The sequence below is a fragment of the Curtobacterium sp. MCBD17_026 genome, from assembly GCF_003234895.2.
Classification (GTDB): Bacteria; Actinomycetota; Actinomycetes; order Actinomycetales; family Microbacteriaceae; genus Curtobacterium; species Curtobacterium flaccumfaciens.
The window spans coordinates 2,799,072-2,816,392 of the sequence record NZ_CP126281.1 but is presented as its reverse complement, the minus strand read 5'-3'; the positions used below and the strand labels follow the sequence as shown (position 1 = coordinate 2,816,392).

Sequence of the window (17,321 nt, the reverse complement as noted above, 5' to 3'; positions counted from 1 at the left end):
CGGATCGCGTGACCGACGTCGGTCACGTGGTCCGGGCCTCCCGGCCAGTGCCCGTGGTCGCTACGGCTCCTGCGCGATCAGCGGACGGAGCGTGCGGTGCGCGATGCGCAGTCCCTCGAGCACCCTGTCGTCGGTGCCGCCCCAGAGCGGGTCCTCGTGCTCGACGCTCAGCGTGCCGTCGAAGCCCGCTTCGTAGAGGCGGTCGACGACGTGCGGCCAGTCCACCACACCGCGGCCGGGCACCCGGAACCGCCACCACCCCATGTCCCACGGGTCGTCGCCCTTGTCGACCTTGCCGAAGAACCCGTAGGCGTTGCGCCGCTCGGGGAACAGCTCGAGGTCCTTCGCCTGGGCGTGCACGATGTGCTCGGCGAACGGCAGGATCGTCTCGACCGGGTCGATCCCGATCCACGTCAGGTGCGACGGGTCCCAGTTCAGGCCGAAGCCCAGACCGGTCACCCAACCCCAGAGCTCGGGGGAGTACGCGATGTTGCCGGGGTAGCCGTCGGGGTGCCAGCCCTCCATCACGCAGTTCTCGATGATCAGCCGCACGCCGCGCTCGCCGGCGTAGTCGACGATCTCGGGCAGGACCCGGTCGCCCTCGCGCATGTTCTCGCGGACGGACTTGGTGGTGTCACGGCCGATGAACGTGCCGACGTAGGGGATGCCGAGCGCCTGCGCGGTGTCGATCGCGTGCTTGAGGTGGGTCCGCACCGCGGCACGGCGCTCCGGGTCCTGGTGCAGGTTGTTCTCGTAGTACGCGAGCGCGGAGATCTCGAGGCCGGTGCGGTCGAGCAGGTCGCGGGTGGCCAGGGCGTCCTCGTCGGTGAACGTGGCGACCGGCAGGTGCGCCGCCTCGAAGTCACGGCCGCCGGTGCCCGGCCAGACGGCGACCTCGAGCCGCTCGTAGCCCTGCTGCTGGGCGAACCCGGCGATCCGGTCGAGCGACCAGCCGGGCAGGCAGGCGGTCAGCATGCCGAGCTTCACCGGATCTCCCGCCACGTCGTCTCGGCCGCGCTGCCGATCACGGCCTCGATGATGTCGGCAGAGCGGGCGCCGTCCGCGAAGGTCGGCAGCCCGTCGGGAGCCACCCCGGTGCGGACCGCGGTGTAGGTGTCGGCGACGAAGGCCGCGAAGGCGTCGAGGTACCCCTGCGGGTGCCCGGCCGGCACGACCGCCAACCGGCGCTGGTCGGGGTACCCCTGCGACGGGTCGCGGACGACGATCTGTGCGCCGCGCTCGTTGCCGAACCAGGCGGACTCGGGCTGCTCCTGGTCGAAGGCCGCGCTGCCGCGGGTGCCGTCGACCTCGAACCACAGGCGGTTCTTGCGGCCGGAGGCGACCTGCGAGATCACGACGTTGCCGATGCGGCCCGTGGCCGTGCGGAAGGTGGCGACGGCGGTGTCCTCGGTGGTGACCTCGGCGCGCTCGGCCGCGTCGGCCACCGGGTCCGGGTCCGGGGATCCGGAGAACGACGGACCGGACGCCGCCGGCCGGGTCGGGTAGACGATGTCGGTCGCCGCGGACACCGAGGCGAAGCGTTCGCCCGTCACGAACTCGACCAGGTCGCACCAGTGCGACCCGATGTCGGCGAACGCGCGGGACAGCCCGCTCGAGGTCGGGTCGACCCGCCAGCTCGAGGCGTCCTCGTCGAGCATCCAGTCCTGCAGGTAGTGGCCGTGCACCGCGAGCAGCCGGCCGAGCTCCCCGTCGGCGATGCGCGCCCGGATCTCGCGGACCATCGGATGGTACCGGTACACGAACGGCACCGTGGCCACGACACCGGCCTCGGCAGCGGCGGCGACGAGCTCGGCGGCCCGGGCGGGGTCGATCGCCAGGGGCTTCTCGCACACCACGTTGATGCCGGCCGCGATCACCGCGAGCGCCTGCGGGTGGTGCTGGTCGTTCGGGGTGCAGACGTGCACGACGTCGGGGGCATCGGCGATGACCTCGTCGAGCGAGGCGTAGCCGCGGGGCAGGTCGAGCTGCGCGGCCACCTGCTCCGACCGGGCGGCGTTCCGGCCGAGGACACCGAGCACCTCGGCACCGGAGGCCCGGGCCGCCCGGGCGTGGACCCCGGCGATCATGCCTGTCCCGACCACGGCGACACGGAGGCGTCGCCCTTCGTACCCACTGCTCATGGTGCTCCCTCGCGCCGGACTGACACCACCGTAGCGGCCCGGCCGTCCCCGGGGGACGGTGAGTACGGTCTGGTGCATGTCGAGCCTCCAGACCAGCCTGCTCATCCTCGGCGCCAGCGGCGACCTGTCCAAGCGCCTGCTGCTGCCCGGCCTCGCCACCCTGCTCCAGGTGAAGGACGACTGGGACGTCCAGCTCGTCGGGGCCGGTGTCGAGGACCTGTCCGACGCCGACTGGAAGGCGCAGGTGCGCGAGTCCTTCGAGAACGCGCAGGCGTCGAAGAACGAGGAGGACGAGGGCGCCTCGGGCGAGACGTCGCTGCCGGCCCGACTGCAGGCCGTGGTCGACGCCTCGACCTACCGGAAGGCCGACGTCACGGACCCGGACGACCTGCGGGCACTGCTCGCCGCGTGCGACCACGACCCGGCGATCTACTTCGCACTGCCGCCGGCGGTCACCGAGAAGAGCTGCGAGCAGCTCGCCCACCTCGACCTGCCCGCCGGCACCCGCCTGGCGCTCGAGAAGCCGTTCGGCACCGACGCCGACAGCGCCTCGCACCTCAACGACCTGCTGCACTCGTTCATCCCCGAGGAGCGCATCCACCGCGTCGACCACTTCCTCGGCCGCTCCACCGTGCTCAACCTGCTCGGGCTGCGCTTCGCCAACCGCATCATCGAACCGCTGCTGTCGTCGCAGCACGTCGAGCGCGTCGACATCGTCTACGACGAGACCCTCGGGCTCGAGGGCCGGGCGCGCTACTACGACAAGGCCGGGGCGCTCACCGACATGATCCAGAGCCACCTGCTGCAGGTGATGGCCGTCGTCGCGATGGAGGCCCCCGCCTCGATCAAGGCCGACGACCTCCGCACCCAGAAGGAGCTCGTGCTGCGGGCCGTCCGGCCGTGGGGCGGCGACGTCGTCACCGCGGGCAAGCGCGCCCGGTACACCGCCGGCACCGTCGGGGACCGCCAGCTGCCGTCGTACGTCGACGAGGACGGCGTGGACCCGTCGCTCGGAACCGAGACCCTCGCCCAGCTCACCCTGGAGATCGCGAACTGGCGCTGGGCCGGCGTCCCGTTCACCCTGCGGTCCGGCAAGGCGCTCGCCGCGCAGCGCCGCGAGATCGTCATCACGTTCAAGGACTCCCCGCACGTGCCCGAGGGGCTCACCGGCACCGAGCTGCCCGACCGGCTGCGCATCTGGATCGCCCCGGACGAGATGCAGCTCGAGCTCAACGTCAACGGTGCCGGCGACCCGTACACGATCGACCACACGAGCCTCGAGGTGACCTTCAACCCCGGGCGCCTGAGTGCCTACGGCGAGGTGCTGGCCGGCGTGCTCGAGGGCGACGCCACGCTGTCGGTCCGCGGCGACAGCGCCGTGCAGGGCTGGAAGGTCGTCGGGCCGTTCCTCGACGCGTGGAAGGCCGGCAAGGCACCCCTCGACGAGTACGCCGCCGGGTCCGTCGGCCCCGACGGCTGGGACAACATCGAGGCCTGAGCCCGAGCGGCGGCGTAGCGTCGGGCGACGTGAACACCACCGACGACGTCCTGCAGACCGTTCCCGAACCCGCCGGCGCCGACATCCGTGTCGACGACGTCTCCTACGACCACGAGGGCACCGAACTGCTCGGTGTGCTCGCGAAGGACGCCGCGATCGCGGGCCGTCGTCCGGCCGTCCTCGTCGTGCACGACTGGCACGGCGTGAACGAGCACGTCGAGGCCCGGGTGACGATGCTCGCCCGACTCGGCTACGTCGCCTTCGGCGCGGACATCTACGGTGCGGGCATCCGCCCAGGTGACGACACCGCGGCCCAGGTCGCCGGCGGTTTCTACCGGGACCTGCCGCTGCTGCGGGCCCGCGCCACCGCCGGGCTCGAGCGACTGCTCGCCGACCCGGACGTCGACCCCGCCCGCGTCGTCGTGATGGGGTACTGCTTCGGCGGCTCGACCGCACTCGAACTCGCACGGACCGGGGCCGACCTGGTCGGTGCCGTGGCGTTCCACGGCGGCCTCATCGCACACGACCCCTCGGACGCCGCGGACATCCGGGCGAAGCTGCTCGTCCTCACCGGGGGCGCCGACCCCGTCGTGCCGGACGATGCCGTGCACGCGTGGCAGGACGAGATGCGGGCTGCGCCGGACGTCGACTGGCAGGTCGTGACGTACTCCGGCGCGATGCACGCGTTCGCGGTGCCCGGCACCGACGCCCCGGACCACGGCGCGCAGTACCAGGAGCGTGCCGACCGCCGATCGTGGCAGGCGCTCCGGGTGTTCCTGGCCGAGGTGTTCGACGAGGAGCCCGCGGCGCTGTGACGGTGCGGCCGTCGGAGACCGCTCGCGACACGCCGAGCACGGGGGCCGGAGCGCCTCGATTGGCGCCCGGGCCGCACCTGTTGTAGAGTCTTCCACGGCCGCAAGGCCACGCGCTCGTAGCTCAATGGATAGAGCATCTGACTACGGATCAGAAGGTTGGGGGTTCGAGTCCCTTCGAGCGCACAGGCAAGCAGAACGACGAAGGGCCCCGGTGGATTCCACCGGGGCCCTTCGTCGTTGCACGGCTGCGGGTCCGGGCCCGTGCGTCGCGTCACGTCCGTGCGACTCCGTTCCTGCTCACGAAGTGGCGGGGGAGTACGGTTCCGCGGCCGCGACGACCTCCGACGCACCGGCGATGCCGAAGGACGTGAAGAGCGGTGCCACAGCGCCCTGCGCTACGCCGAGCTGGGCGCGTCCGGTGAAGCGCTCGGTCCCGCACGACCGACGGGAGGCCCGTGGCGGTGTCGCCACGGGCCTCCCGTCCGATCTGTCGGTGCGTCGACTACGCGACGGTCGCGCGCGCCTCGGCCAGCGACGGGTAGTCGGTGTAGCCCTCGGCGGTCGCGCCGTAGAAGAGCTCCGGACGGGGCTCGTTGAGCTCGGCGTCGTGCTCCCAGCGGTGCGCGAGGTCCGGGTTGGCGATCGCGGCGCGGCCCACCGCGACGGCGTCGGCGTGGTCGCCCTCGACGATCGCGATGGCCTCGTCGCGGGTGGTGAGCGACGAGAAGCCCGAGTTCACGATGAACGGCGCGGCCGCGGTGCGGCGGACGTGCTGCACCAGGTCGCCGGTCGGCTCGGCGTGCAGGACGTCGACGAAGGCGAGCCCCAGCGGCGCGAGGCCCTCGGCGACGGCGGTGTAGGTGGCGCGGACGTCGTCGGCGTCGTCCTCGATGACGCCCTGGATCCCGTGCTCGGGCGACAGGCGGATGCCGGTGCGGTCGGCGCCGATGGCCTCGGCGATGGCGGTGGTGACCTCGATCGCGAAGCGCGCGCGGTTCTCGGGGGAGCCGCCGTACTGGTCGGTGCGGGTGTTCGACACCGGCGACATGAACTCGTGCACCAGGTAACCGTTGGCGCCGTGGACCTCGACACCGTCGAGCCCGGCGGCGATCGCGTTGCGGGCGGCCTGCACGAAGCCCTGCACCGCCTCCTGCACCTCGGCGGTGGTCAGTTCGTGCGGGACGGGCATGTCGGCCTTCGAGCCGTCGGCCAGGTGCGTCTGCCCGGGGGCGGCGATGGCGGACGGGGCGACGATGCGCGGGGTCTGCGAGATGTCGGTGTGCGAGACGCGGCCGCCGTGCATGAGCTGCATGACGATCGTGCCGCCGGCGGCGTGCACGGCGTCGGTCACGCGGCGCCAGCCGGCGATCTGGTCGTCGGTCTCGATGCCGGGCTGCCCCGGGTAGGAGCGGCCCTCCTGCACGGGCCAGGTGCCCTCGGTGATGATCATGCCGAGGCCGGCGCGCTGTCGGTAGTGCTCGACGAGCAGGTCGTTCGGGACGCCGTGCTCGCCGGCGCGGGTGCGCGTGAGCGGGGCCATGACGACGCGGTTCGACAGGGACAGGGCGCCGATGGAGGCGGGTTCGAAGAGCTTCACCTCAGGGCGAACGACGAGTTGTCCGATGCAATTCCACCTCGGAGCACTTCTTCAGGCAGTGCGGTCAGTCGCGCGGGCACACCAGCGTCGACGAGCGGACCTGGCCCTCGGGCCGGATCACCTGGTGCTGGGAGAGGGGCTTGCCGCACAGGGGGCACCCCCGGTCGATCGTCCGGTCGTCGATGCCCTCGGGGCGACCGGCGCCGATCTGCGAGGGGCCCATCTTGTCGATGAGCGTCGTGTTCCACCGTTCGTACCACTGGCCGAAGCGTCCCACGGTGCATCCTTTCGTTCGTGCACGAACCATTATGGCACTGATGGCCACGGATCACACCTGGTCGACGCGCTCCAGCAGCTCGGTCAGCTCGTCCTTCAGGGACTCGAGCCGGGCGAGTGGCCACCCGAGCCGGTCGGCGACGGCGAGCGGCACCGCCTGGGCTCGGTCGCGCAGGGCGTGCCCAGCAGTCGTCAGGGAGACCTCGAGCTGGCGTTCGTCGGCGGCGCTGCGGGTGCGGCGGACGTAGCCGGAGGCCTCGAGCCGCTTGAGCAGCGGGCTCAGCGTCGCCGAGTCGAGTCGCAGCTCGCCGGCGATCTCGCGCACCGACCGCGGGTCCCGCTCCCACAGGGCGAGCATCACGAGGTACTGCGGGTGCGTCAGCCCCATCGGTTCGAGCAGGTCGCGGTACAGCCCGATGACGCTGCGGCTCGTCGCCGCGAGTGCGAAGCAGAGCTGCCGGTCGAGCGCGAGCGGGTCCGGTGCGGTCTGGGTCATGGGCCCAGGGTACTTCGTTCGTGCACGAAGTGGTGTGCGCCGAGTGGGTGCGACGCTTCGATGCGTGTGCATCTTCCGACATTCCACCCGTCGATCGACGCGTGGAACGTCGGAACATTCGTATGCGGGAGGGGCACCGCCCCGGGGCGGTGGGCGCAACGGCCTGGAGGCCCGGTGCCGGTCTCGTGGACCGGCACCGGGCCTCCAGGGTGGTGGCGCTGGTGCGTCGACTACGCGCGGTGCGCGGGCGGGTGCCCCGAGTCGTGCGTGGTCGCGTCCGGCTCCACGGGGAGCGCGTGGGTGCCGGTGTGCGTGTCCTCGTGGCCGGCGACCGGGTGGGTGCGCTCGAGCTTCGCGCCCTCCACGTCGACGTCGGGCACGATGCGGTCGAGCCACTTCGGGAACCACCAGGCGCTCTTGCCGAGCAGGTGCATCGCCGACGGGATGAGCAGCATGCGGACGACGAAGGCGTCGATCAGCACACCGAACGCCAGCCCGAAGCCGATCGGCTTGATGGTGGACGAGTCCGAGAAGATGAAGCCCGCGAACACGGAGATCATGATGATCGCCGCCGCCGTGACCACCGCGCGACCCGCGTGCAGACCGCGCTGGACGGCCACCTTCGCGCTCGCACCGTGGGCGTAGGCCTCACGCATGCCGGACACCAGGAACAGCTGGTAGTCCATCGCCAGACCGAACAGGATCCCGATCTCGATGATGGGCAGGAAGCTCAGGATCGGTGCCGGGTCGTGCACACCGAAGACCGAGCCGAGCCAGCCGAACTGGTAGATCGCGGTCAGACCACCGAACGAGGCCAGGACGGACAGGATGAACCCGGCGGTGGCGGTGATCGGCACGAGGAACGACCGGAACACGATGATCAGGATGATCAGCGACAGCCCGACGACCACCACGAGGTAGAGCGGCAGCACGTTCGAGAGCTTCTCGGACACGTCGATGTTCGCCGACGCGTTGCCGGCGACGCCGAGGGTGACCTTGCCGTCGTCGGTGGAGACCGTCTGCTCGCGCAGGTCCTTCACGACGTCCTCGGTGGAGATGCTGTCCGGGCCGCCGGCGGGCTTCACCTGGAACGCGATGATGTCGCGGTCCTTCGAGGCGCCGATGGGCAGTACGGCCTTGACGTCGTCGTTCTTCGCGATCGCCTGGCCGATGGTGACCTCGGTCGCGGTGACGTCGCTCTTGCTGATCGACTCCGGCAGGGTCGCCACGACGAGCAGCGGGCCGTTCTGACCGGCGCCGAACTCCTTCTCGAGCGTCTTGTACGCCTTGTACTGGCTCGACTCGACGGCCTCGGACGAACCGCTCGGCAGGCCGAGGCGCATCTGCGTCGCGGGCAGGGCGATGGTGCCCAGCACCGCGACACCGAGGACGAGCGTGATGACCGCGCGCCAGCTCGACATCGGCTTGTTCGGGATCCGCGTGGAGTCGGTGTTGCCGATCTTCGCGCGCTCCTTCTTCCGCAGGATCCGCATGCCGATGAGCGACAGCAGGGCCGGGGTGAACGAGGTCGCGATGAGGATCGCGAAGAGCACCGCGACAGCACCGACCGTGCCCATCAGGCCGAGGAACGGGATGCCGGTGATGTTCAGCGCGAGCAGCGCGACGATGACCGTCGCACCGGCGAACACCACGGCGTTGCCCGAGGTGCCGTTCGCGAGCCCGATCGACTCGTGCACCTGCATGCCCTGCTTCAGCTGGGTGCGGTGCCGGTTCAGGATGAACAGCGAGTAGTCGATGCCGACCGCCAGGCCCAGCATCACCCCCAGCACCGGCGTGACCGAGATGAACTCGACGACGCTCGAGAACGACAGGGCGGTGAGCGAGGCGACGCCGACGCCGAGGACAGCGCTGACGAGCGGGACCGCGGCGCCGATGACCGTGCGGAGCATCAGGAGCAGCACGATCGCGGCGATGATGACACCGCCGATCTCACCCGGGCCGAGGATCGACGGCACACCCTGTGCGATGTCGTTCGAGACGTACACGTTGACGCCCTGGATGTCGGCCGACTCAGCGTCGTCCGCGATGGCGGTCTTCGTGTCCGCGGGGACCTCGTAGGTCGACTTCGTGAACTGCACGGTGCCGATCGCTGCGCTGCCGTTGTCCGACACGAAGCGGATGTCCTTCGACAGGTCGAGCAGGTCCGAGCCCTGTTCGAGCTCCTGCTCGTTGTCGTCGAGCTTCTGCTTGTTCGTGTCGATCGTCTTCTGGGCGTCGGCGAGCTGCTGCTCACCGGCGTCGATCTGGGCCTGCTGGGCGTCGATCTGCGCCTGCGCCTGCTGGAGCTGGGCGGCCGCAGCCTGGGCCTGGGCAGCGGGGACCGCTGCGCCGCCGGCTGCCTGTGCCTGGGCCTTCTGCGCGTCGAGCTTTGCCTGGGCGTCCGCGATCTGCTGCTTGCCGGACTCGAGCTGCGCCTTCTGCGCGTCGAGCTGCTGCTGGCCGGTCTCGATCTCCGCGCGACCGGACTCGATCTGGTCACGCCCGTCGACGATCTTCTGCCGCTGGTCGTCGAGCTGCTGCTGGGTGTCGAAGCCGCTCGTCGTGCCCTTGACGCCGTCGAGCTCCTCGAGGCCGGTCAGGAAGTCGTCGATCTCGGACTGCTGCGACGACGAGAACGCCTTGCCGTCCTTCGTCTCGAAGACGATCGTGCCGTTGCCGCCGTTCGCCGACGGGAACTTGTCGGCGAGCTGGTCCTGCACCTGACTGGTCTTGGTGTTCGGGATCGTGATCGACGACGAGATCGTGCCGGCGAAGAGCGTGTACGTGACGCCCGCGACGGCCATGATCGCGACCCAGGTGATGATCACGAGCCAGTGGCGTCGTGCGGAGAACCGTCCGAGACGGTAGAGGAGACCGGCCATGCGGTTGCCTGCGGTCCTTTCGTTGTCAGGTGCTGGTGGTGCGGGGTGCGCCGGTGGACCCCTGGGGGATGAGGAGGTGGGGCGGTGTCAGTCGTCGGCCATGTAGCCGCTGCGGACACTGTGCACGAGTCGTGCGAGCAGGTCGTCCCACGCGTCGAGCGCCGGTTGGTCGAGCTCGGGGCCGGACGTCGCCAGCCAGTGCTCCGCGATGACGACGATGCCGCTCATGAGCGACTCGACGAGCAGCGCGGCGTCGAGGGGGTCGGCGGCCGGGTAGCGCCGGGCGACCTCGTGCCGGAGTCGTTCGGTCACACGCGAGAACGCCGTCTGGGTCAGGACCGCGGCCTTCGGGTCGTCCTTGCCGGGGTCGCCGAGGATCCGGTACATGCTGGCGATCGCCGGAGCCAGGTCGGCGCCGCGGGCCGCGGACTCGAGCTCGTCGAACATCGACGCCCGGCTGCCGTCGCCCACCGGGGTCCGGGCCATGTCGGCGAGGAACCGGTCGATGATGACGGACAGCTCCTGTTCGCACACGGCCAGCAGGACCTCGTCGAGCGAGGCGAAGTGGTTGAAGACGGTGCGCCGGGCGATGTCGGCCCGGGCGGCGAGGTCGTCCACGCTGAAGTCGCGGCCGCCGCGCTCGTCGATCAGGTCGCGAGCGGCCTGCAGGATCGCCGCACGGTGCTTCGCCTTGAGGGCAGCACGGCGGTCGGTCGCGATGGTCACGAGATCGAACACTAGGTGCATCGATGCACTCGGTGCAACGAGGTTGAGTGCATCCCCAGGTTCGTCTCCCGGTGCGGAACGCCCGTGCTGCACCGTTGTTCTGTCGGAGGTGTCGGGTGCCAGACTGGACGGACGAACCGCCGCGTCACCGTCTGCGGATCCGCCGCCGTACGAAGGAGTACCCGATGCCCGTCCGCCTGTCCCCGGAGACCCTCGACGAGATCGCCGCGAGCGGTGTCGCCGTGCCCACCTACGACCGCGACGGCATCACCGCTGGCATCGTCCACTTCGGCGTCGGCGGGTTCCACCGCGCGCACCAGGCGATGGTGATCGACCGGCTCCTGCAGCGTGGCGAAGCCCGCGAGTACGGCATCTGCGGCGTCGGCGTGCTCGAGCAGGACCGTCGGATGGCGACCGCGATGGCCGAGCAGGGCGGCCTGTACACGCTCGTCCTCAAGCACCCGGACGGCACCCGCGAGTCCCGTGTCATCGGCAGCATCGTCGAGTACCTGCTCGCCGTCGACGACCCGCACGCCGTCGTCGAGAAGATGGCGCACCCGGACACCAGGATCGTCAGCCTGACCATCACCGAGGGTGGCTACAACTTCGACCACGTCACCGGCGAGTTCGTCGCCGACGAGCCCGGCGTCGCGGCCGACCTGCGCGGCGACGGCCCGCCCCGCACGGTGTTCGGCCTGGTGGTCGAGGCGCTGCGTCGCCGACGGGACCGCGGCCTCGACCCGTTCACCGTGATGTCCTGCGACAACATCCAGGGCAACGGGCACGTCGCGCGGTCGATGTTCACCGCCTACGCCCGGCTGCAGGACCCGGCCTTCGCGGACTGGATGGACGAGCACGTGGCGTTCCCGAACTCGATGGTCGACCGCATCACCCCGGTCACCGCCGACGAGGACCGCGCCTGGGTCCGCGACGAGCTCGGCATCGACGACGCCTGGCCCGTCGTCGCCGAACCCTTCTTCCAGTGGGTGCTCGAGGACGACCACCCCGCCGGCCGCCCGCCCTACGAGGACGCCGACGTCCAGCTCGTCGACGACGTCGAGCCGTACGAACTCATGAAGCTCCGGCTGCTCAACGCCAGCCACCAGGGGCTCTGCTACTTCGGGTACCTGTCCGGGTACCGCTACGCGCACGAGGCCACGCAGGACCCGGCCATCGCGACCTTCCTGCGCCGCTACATGGACGAAGAGGGCACGCCGACGCTGCACCCGGTGCCCGGCATCGACCTGGAGGACTACAAGTCGACCCTCATCGAGCGCTTCCAGAACCCCGAGGTGCGCGACACCCTCGCCCGGCTCTGCGCCGAGTCGAGCGACCGGATCCCGAAGTGGCTGCTCCCCGCCGTGCGTGAGAACCTGGCCACCGGTCGGCCCGTCACGCTGTCCGCCGGCATCGTCGCGTCGTGGGCCCGCTACGACGAGGGCACCGACGAGGCCGGTGAACCCATCGAGATCGTCGACCGGCTCGCCGAGCCCTTGCACCGCATCGCCCTGACCCAGCGCGAGGACCGCCTCGCCTTCATCGCGAACCGCCAGGTCTTCGGCGACCTGGTCGACGACGAACGGTTCGTCGCCGCGTACCGGGACGCCCTGGACGGGCTCATCGCGGACGGCGCGCACGCCACCGTTACGCGCCTGTCGCGGTCCTGAGACGCGACCGAAAGGCGGACGGGAGGCCCGTGGCGGCGCCGCCACGGGCCTCCCGTCCGCCTGCTGCCCGCGTGACGGGCGTGGGACGGCGGTTCGTGTCCGCGCGCTGACGGTTCCGGTTCGCGAACCCCGAGGATCGTGAACCAGAACCGTCAGCCGCTCACTGCGCGACGTCGTCCCACGGCACCGGGGTGGTCTCGCCCGTCTCCCAGTCGCGGCGCAGCACGCCGTAGCCGACCGACCCGACGGCCGGGCCGCCGTCGACGGGCCACGCCTCGCGGTAGTGGGCCTCCTGCGCCCACCCGGCGCGGACGAAGACCCGTCGCATGGCGGTGTTGTCCTCGCGGGTCTGCCCCTCGAAGCGGGTGATCGCAGGCATCGTCCGGAACACGTGGTCGGTCACCGCACGCAGGGCGGGGACCCCGAGGCCCCGACCCCGGAACCGACCGGCCAGGCGCAGGTCGAACAGGGGGACGGGGTCGGCCAGGTCCTCGAGGCGGACCAGACCGATGCGGCCGTGGTCGTCGTGGTCGAGCCAGGAGGTGTCGTGCTCGTCGTCGCGGTAGGCACCGGAGTCGACGGCGCTCGCCGCGTCGGCCGCGCTGATGCGGCGTCGGACGTGGAACGGGAACTCCTCGGAGGTCAGGAACGCGAGCAACTCCTGGCGGTCGGCGCCGGCGGGGTCCAGGCGGGTGAGTCGGACGGCGGGAGCTGGCATGCCGCTCAGGGTAGTTGCACGATCGTCGGGCAGGCTCGGGGTGTGCGAGGTGGGACGAAGACGACGACCGCGGCCCTGACGGTCCTGGTGCTGGGCGGGCTGGTGGGGTGCTCCGGCGGCCCGGGTGGGGCGACGACCGGGCCGACGTCGTCGGCGTCGGCTTCTGCAACGGCTTCTGGTTCTGGGTCGGCTTCCGAGTCCGTGGCGCCGTCGACCGACCCGGCCACCGCCCGGGTCTTCGCGGCGCTGGAGCAGCGGTACGACGCACGGCTCGGGGTCGTCGCCGTCGACACCGGGAACGGTCGGACGATCGCGCACCGCGCGGGGGAGCGGTTCGCGTTCGCGTCGACGATCAAGGTGTTCATCGCGGCGGCGGTCCTCGACGCCTCGTCCGACGCCGACCTGGCGGCCGTCGTGCACTACGACCGCGGCGACCTGCTCGAGTACGCGCCCGTGACGAGCGAGCACGTCGACACCGGGATGACGGTGCGCGAGCTCATCGACGCTGCGCTCCGCTCCAGCGACAACACCGCGGCGAACCTGCTGGTGGAGCGGCTCGGCGGGCCGGACGCCGTCGAGCGGTGGCTCCGCGGCGTCGGGGACCGGACGACGCATGTCGACCGGGTCGAACCCGACCTGAACGAGGCGACTCCGGGCGACCGGCGGGACACGACGACGCCGGAGCGGTTCGCGGCGGACCTCCGGACCGTGCTGCTCGGGGACGCCCTCGACGCCGCCGACCGGCGGGTGCTCCGCGAGGCGATGCTCGGCAACACGACCGGCGACGCGACGATCCGTGCCGGGGTGGACCCGTCGTGGCGGGCCGCCGACAAGACCGGCACGGCGTCCTACGGGGTGCGGAACGACATCGCGATCGTGACGCCGCCGGGCCGGGCACCCATCGTGCTCGTGGTGATGACGAGCCGGGCCGATCCCGACGCGGAGCCGTCGGACGCGCTCGTCGCCGCGGCGACCCGTGCCGCGGTCGCCGGTTTGACCGACTGAGTCGCCAGCGTCGCGGGACTAGCGGAGCGTGGTCGCCCAGCGCCCGATGGCGTCGTACGCCCGTTCCCGCACCTCCGGCGCGGACAGCACGACGTCGTGCAGGGCGCCTTCGAGCCGGCGGACCGTCACCTCTTCGCCGAGGGAGAGCGAGCGGTGCGCCACCGTGTCGACGTTCAGGGCGACGTCGGCCCGCGCCATCCCGGGGTCCCACCGCGGCTGGAGCATGCTCTTGTCGCTCAGCATCACCAGGGTCGGGACCCCGATGCCGAGGCCCTTCTCGACCTGTGCCTGGCCGTCGAAGACCGCGGCGAGCCAACCGGGGTGCAGGGGGAACCCGCGCTCCGGCCGCCACTTCTGCTCGTAGGTCCACGACCCCTCGCCCTCGGCCGAGACGGTGCGGGTGTAGAAGCCGGGGTCGACGGCGGGCATGGGAGCGAGGGGGTTCCGACGGGCGCCGAGCTTGATGACCGGTGCGACGATGGCCCGGCCGACCGCGGTGGCCTGGAACTCGAGCCAGGGGCTGTTCAGCACGAGGCCGTGCACGAGCTCCGGGTGCCGAGCGGTCCAGAGAGACAGGGTCAGGCCGCCTGTGGAGTGGCCCATCGGGACGAGCCGGCGGCGGTCCGAGCCGGGGTGCTCGGCCGAGATCGCGTCGAGCGCTGCGGCGATGTCCTCGTCGTACACCGCCAGGTCGTCGACCATGCCCGGGGTCTGGTGGGGGCGCAGGCTCCGACCGTACTTCCGCAGGTCCAGCGCGTGGAACCGGGCACCGAGCCGCTCGAGGCGTTCGGCGAGCTCGACCTGGAAGAAGTAGTCCGACCAGCCGTGCACGTAGAGCACGTCGACCCCGTGCAGGGGCCCGCGACCGTGCAGCAGCAGGTCCGTCGGGGTGTGCCGGCGGCGGACCAGGGTGGCGACGACGGGGCCCTCGGAGTCGGTGCCGAGCGGCAGTTCGAGCCGTTCGTACGGTGCTCCGAGCACGTCCTCGTGCCACCCCTGGTCCGTCATGCGCCGAGCGTATCCGGCGGTGCTGCGGGTGGTGCTGGTGCGGCGGGGTCGTGCGGCGGTCACCCGGCCAGGACCACGACCTTGCCGCTGATCCGTCCCGCGGCCGCCTCGGCGTGCAGCGACGGCAGTTCCGTCAGCGGGATGCGCCGGGTGACCTCGACCGTGAGCGCCCCGGCGTCGACCAGGGACACCAGCTCCGCCAGGCGTTCTCGGTTGCGCAGGACGAACACCGTCGCCGCCCGGACCCCGCGGGACTCGTCGCCCGGTGTGGCCATGAACGCCGTGGTGCTGACGACCGCGCCGCCGTCGCGCACGACGTCGACCAGTGCCGCGAAGTCCTGCGGGTCGATCGGGGCGAGGTTGAGCAGCACGTCGACCGGCTCCGTCACGGCGGCGCGGACGTCGGTGGTGGTGTGGTCGATCACCTCGTGGGCGCCGGCCGCCCGGACGGCCTCGATGCTGCGCGGGCTCGCCGTCGCGATGACGTGGACCCCGGCGCGGACGGCGAGCTGGATCGCGTACTTCCCGACGACACCGCCGGCGCCCATCACGAGGACCCGCTGGCCCGCCTCGAGCCGACCGTCGTCGAACAGGGCCTGCCACGCGGTGAGTGCCACCGAGGGCAGTGCCGCCGCGTCGGCCAGCGGGATGCTCGTCGGTGCGGCGACCACCGCGTCCGCCGGGGCGATGACGTACTCGGCCGCCCCGCCGTCGAGTTCCATCGGCAGGAACGCGATGACGGCGTCCCCGATCGCGATCCCCTCGACACCGTCGCCGAGCGCATCGACGGTGCCGGACACGTCGTAGCCGGGGACGTGCGGCAGCTGGACCGGGATCGGCAGGAACCCGCCCCGCATCCCGTTGTCCGCGGCGTTGAACGCCGAGGCGGCGACGCGGAGTCGCACCTGCCCGGCACCCGGGGTGGGCTGCTCGACGTCCTCGGTGCGGAGCACCTCGGGACCGCCGACCTCGTGGAACCGTACTGCCTGCATGATCGTGCCCTTCGTCGGTGTTGCTCGTTGTGCTTCGAGTTCGAAGCAACTGACGATGACGCTAGCACTGCTTCGAACTCGAAGCAACAGGTAGGATGGGTTCCGTGACGGATGCGCCGAACTCCCTGACCCCGACGCAGCTCGGGGCGTACTTCGCCTTCACCGAGGTGAGCAGCTTGCTGCGCCACGCGGTCGAGCGGCAGCTGCGCGACGTGGGCGGCCTGAGCTACGTGCAGTTCCAGCTGCTCGCCCGGCTCGGTGACGCACCGGGCGGGCAGCAGCGCATGACCGACCTCGCCGACGGGGTCGTCTACAGCCGCAGCGGTTTGACGTACCAGGCGCAACTGCTCGAGCAGCGTGGGCTGGTCACCCGCGGGCCCTCGCCCGACGACGAACGCAGCACGGTCGTGACGATCACCCGGGGCGGTCGTGACGTCCTCGCAGCCGTCTTCCCCGGTCACATCGAGGCGCTGCACACCCTGCTGTTCGCGTCGATGTCGGACGCGGACGTCGACGACCTCGCGCGGATCCTCGGGGGAGCGGCGGAGCACCTGCGCGCGAACCCACCACGGTCCGCGGGCGCGCGGCGGCGCAGCTGACGGAACGCTTGCGCTGCGCCGTCGCGCCAGCCGGGGCTCGCGGTCTAGCTGCGGGGTGCCCGCACCAGGAACAGCGTGACGGCGCCGAGGACGACCGCGGCGACGATGAGCGCCCAGGCGAGCACGATGACCGGCCCGTCCCAGGGGGTGAAGAGCAGTCCGACCCCGATCACCAGGGCCACGGCGGCGCCGATGAGGGCGAGGCGATGCGGTCGTACCGGAGCGGTGCGTGTCACAGCGCCCACGGTACGCGCGCCGGGCTGGCAGTGCGGCGTCGAGCGGGCACGCCGGTCACACGGTCGTGCGCATCACCCACCGCCACTTCGCGATGCGGCGGTCGCGCACGAACCCGAACTGCGTGAACAGTTCTTCCGGTCCGGTGTGCAGGTAGGCCCCGCGCTGCGGCTTCCGCTCGACCGTCTGCTCCGGGTAGGCCTCGACCGTCCCGCCGCCCGCCCGTCGGATCTGGTCGAGCGCGGTCGTGACCGCGGCGCGTGCGACCCCCTGGCCGCGGTGTCGGGACTCGACGAACACGCAGCCGATCCGCCAGTCCGGCGAGGTGCCGGCCTCGCGGGCGTAGGCACCGGGGTTCAGGATCGTCGGCAGCTCGACCGGCCGCCCGAACTGGCACCAGCCGACCGCCGTGCCGTCGGCGTAGACGAGCACCTGGTGGTTCGTGCCGTTCCGCACGTGTCGGTGCTTCGCCTCCTGGTGGGACACCGTCGGGTCGGGCGTCCCGCGTGGGCCGTCCGGGTGGAAACCGATGCACCAGCACCCGCCCCACACGCCGTTGCTGCGGGTCACGAGCGCGGCGAAGTCGGGCCACGTCTCCTCGGTGAGCATCGCCGTCGAGTACTCCATGGGCCGATGATCCTCCGGTCCGGGTGATCCCGCCACCGGA

17 protein-coding genes and 1 tRNA gene are annotated in these 17,321 nt (G+C 71.6%); 6 read left to right on the top strand and 12 right to left on the bottom strand.

The genetic code is table 11. From position 1 onward, the window contains the following. Positions 1–60 precede the first annotated feature (60 nt). Together DEI85_RS13335 and DEI85_RS13330 are read right to left on the bottom strand one after the other, a co-directional pair. Positions 61–987, bottom strand: a complete 927-nt coding sequence (locus DEI85_RS13335) for a sugar phosphate isomerase/epimerase family protein (RefSeq protein ID WP_111091177.1) — start codon at positions 985–987, stop codon at positions 61–63. Then, positions 984–2,141, bottom strand: coding sequence for a Gfo/Idh/MocA family protein (locus DEI85_RS13330; RefSeq protein WP_181420173.1), 1,158 nt, complete (start codon positions 2,139–2,141; stop codon positions 984–986). The genes DEI85_RS13335 and DEI85_RS13330 overlap by 4 nt, the downstream gene beginning before the upstream one ends. A 76-nt stretch (positions 2,142–2,217) precedes the next feature. Between DEI85_RS13330 and DEI85_RS13325 the strand changes: the two genes are divergently transcribed. The 3 genes from DEI85_RS13325 (at position 2,218) to DEI85_RS13315 (ending at position 4,637) form a co-directional block, all read left to right on the top strand. After that, the gene (locus DEI85_RS13325) at positions 2,218–3,639 is read left to right on the top strand and encodes a glucose-6-phosphate dehydrogenase (protein WP_111091179.1); all 1,422 of its coding nucleotides are present in this window, start codon (positions 2,218–2,220) and stop codon (positions 3,637–3,639) included. 29 nt (positions 3,640–3,668) lie between these two features. Further along, positions 3,669–4,454 carry a dienelactone hydrolase family protein gene (locus tag DEI85_RS13320; protein ID WP_111091180.1) on the top strand — a complete coding sequence of 262 codons (786 nt, stop codon included), beginning with the start codon at positions 3,669–3,671 and terminating at the stop codon, positions 4,452–4,454. Between the two features lie 110 nt (positions 4,455–4,564). Continuing rightward, positions 4,565–4,637, top strand: a tRNA-Arg gene (locus DEI85_RS13315). Between the two features lie 319 nt (positions 4,638–4,956). Here DEI85_RS13315 and DEI85_RS13310 read toward each other — a convergent pair. The 5 genes from DEI85_RS13310 to DEI85_RS13290 all read right to left on the bottom strand — a co-directional run bounded on the left by DEI85_RS13310 (position 4,957) and on the right by DEI85_RS13290 (position 10,431). Further along, positions 4,957–6,051, bottom strand: coding sequence for an alkene reductase (locus DEI85_RS13310; RefSeq protein ID WP_110862610.1), 1,095 nt, complete (start codon positions 6,049–6,051; stop codon positions 4,957–4,959). 64 nt (positions 6,052–6,115) lie between these two features. Then, positions 6,116–6,328, bottom strand: coding sequence for a hypothetical protein (locus DEI85_RS13305; protein ID WP_017888356.1), 213 nt, complete (start codon positions 6,326–6,328; stop codon positions 6,116–6,118). A 51-nt stretch (positions 6,329–6,379) separates the two neighbouring features. Continuing rightward, positions 6,380–6,823 carry a MarR family winged helix-turn-helix transcriptional regulator gene (locus DEI85_RS13300; RefSeq protein WP_017888357.1) on the bottom strand — a complete coding sequence of 148 codons (444 nt, stop codon included), beginning with the start codon at positions 6,821–6,823 and terminating at the stop codon, positions 6,380–6,382. A gap of 230 nt (positions 6,824–7,053) precedes the next feature. After that, on the bottom strand, positions 7,054–9,705 hold the full coding sequence (locus DEI85_RS13295; RefSeq protein ID WP_111122944.1) for an MMPL family transporter: 2,652 nt from the start codon (positions 9,703–9,705) through the stop codon (positions 7,054–7,056). A gap of 87 nt (positions 9,706–9,792) precedes the next feature. After that, positions 9,793–10,431, bottom strand: a complete 639-nt coding sequence (locus DEI85_RS13290) for a TetR/AcrR family transcriptional regulator (RefSeq protein WP_027466131.1) — start codon at positions 10,429–10,431, stop codon at positions 9,793–9,795. A gap of 185 nt (positions 10,432–10,616) precedes the next feature. On the opposite strand from DEI85_RS13290, the gene DEI85_RS13285 reads away from it, so the two are divergent. Continuing rightward, complete coding sequence (locus DEI85_RS13285; RefSeq protein ID WP_111122945.1) at positions 10,617–12,098, top strand: mannitol dehydrogenase family protein; 1,482 nt, start codon at positions 10,617–10,619, stop codon at positions 12,096–12,098. Positions 12,099–12,258: 160 nt separating this feature from the next. On the opposite strand, the gene DEI85_RS13280 is transcribed toward DEI85_RS13285, so the two are convergent. Beyond that, a complete protein-coding gene (locus DEI85_RS13280) occupies positions 12,259–12,816 on the bottom strand; it encodes a GNAT family N-acetyltransferase (protein ID WP_111122946.1) in 558 nt (185 codons plus the stop codon). Between the two features lie 102 nt (positions 12,817–12,918). Between DEI85_RS13280 and bla the strand changes: the two genes are divergently transcribed. After that, positions 12,919–13,821, top strand: coding sequence for a class A beta-lactamase (bla, locus tag DEI85_RS13275; protein ID WP_502868686.1), 903 nt, complete (start codon positions 12,919–12,921; stop codon positions 13,819–13,821). 18 nt (positions 13,822–13,839) lie between these two features. Here the strand turns inward: bla and DEI85_RS13270 are convergent, their stop codons facing one another. Both DEI85_RS13270 and DEI85_RS13265 read right to left on the bottom strand, forming a co-directional pair. Then, a complete protein-coding gene (locus DEI85_RS13270; RefSeq protein ID WP_110862622.1) occupies positions 13,840–14,829 on the bottom strand; it encodes an alpha/beta hydrolase in 990 nt (329 codons plus the stop codon). A 59-nt stretch (positions 14,830–14,888) separates the two neighbouring features. Further along, on the bottom strand, positions 14,889–15,821 hold the full coding sequence (locus DEI85_RS13265; protein ID WP_111091187.1) for an NADP-dependent oxidoreductase: 933 nt from the start codon (positions 15,819–15,821) through the stop codon (positions 14,889–14,891). Positions 15,822–15,925: 104 nt separating this feature from the next. On the opposite strand from DEI85_RS13265, the gene DEI85_RS13260 reads away from it, so the two are divergent. Further along, entirely contained in the window at positions 15,926–16,420 is a 495-nt protein-coding gene (locus DEI85_RS13260) for a MarR family winged helix-turn-helix transcriptional regulator (RefSeq protein ID WP_110862621.1), read from the top strand. Positions 16,421–16,464: 44 nt separating this feature from the next. Here DEI85_RS13260 and DEI85_RS13255 read toward each other — a convergent pair whose 3' ends face one another. Further along, a complete protein-coding gene (locus DEI85_RS13255; RefSeq protein WP_110862603.1) occupies positions 16,465–16,656 on the bottom strand; it encodes a hypothetical protein in 192 nt (63 codons plus the stop codon). Between the two features lie 55 nt (positions 16,657–16,711). Beyond that, positions 16,712–17,281 carry a GNAT family N-acetyltransferase gene (locus DEI85_RS13250; protein WP_220032969.1) on the bottom strand — a complete coding sequence of 190 codons (570 nt, stop codon included), beginning with the start codon at positions 17,279–17,281 and terminating at the stop codon, positions 16,712–16,714. Positions 17,282–17,321: the final 40 nt, after the last annotated feature.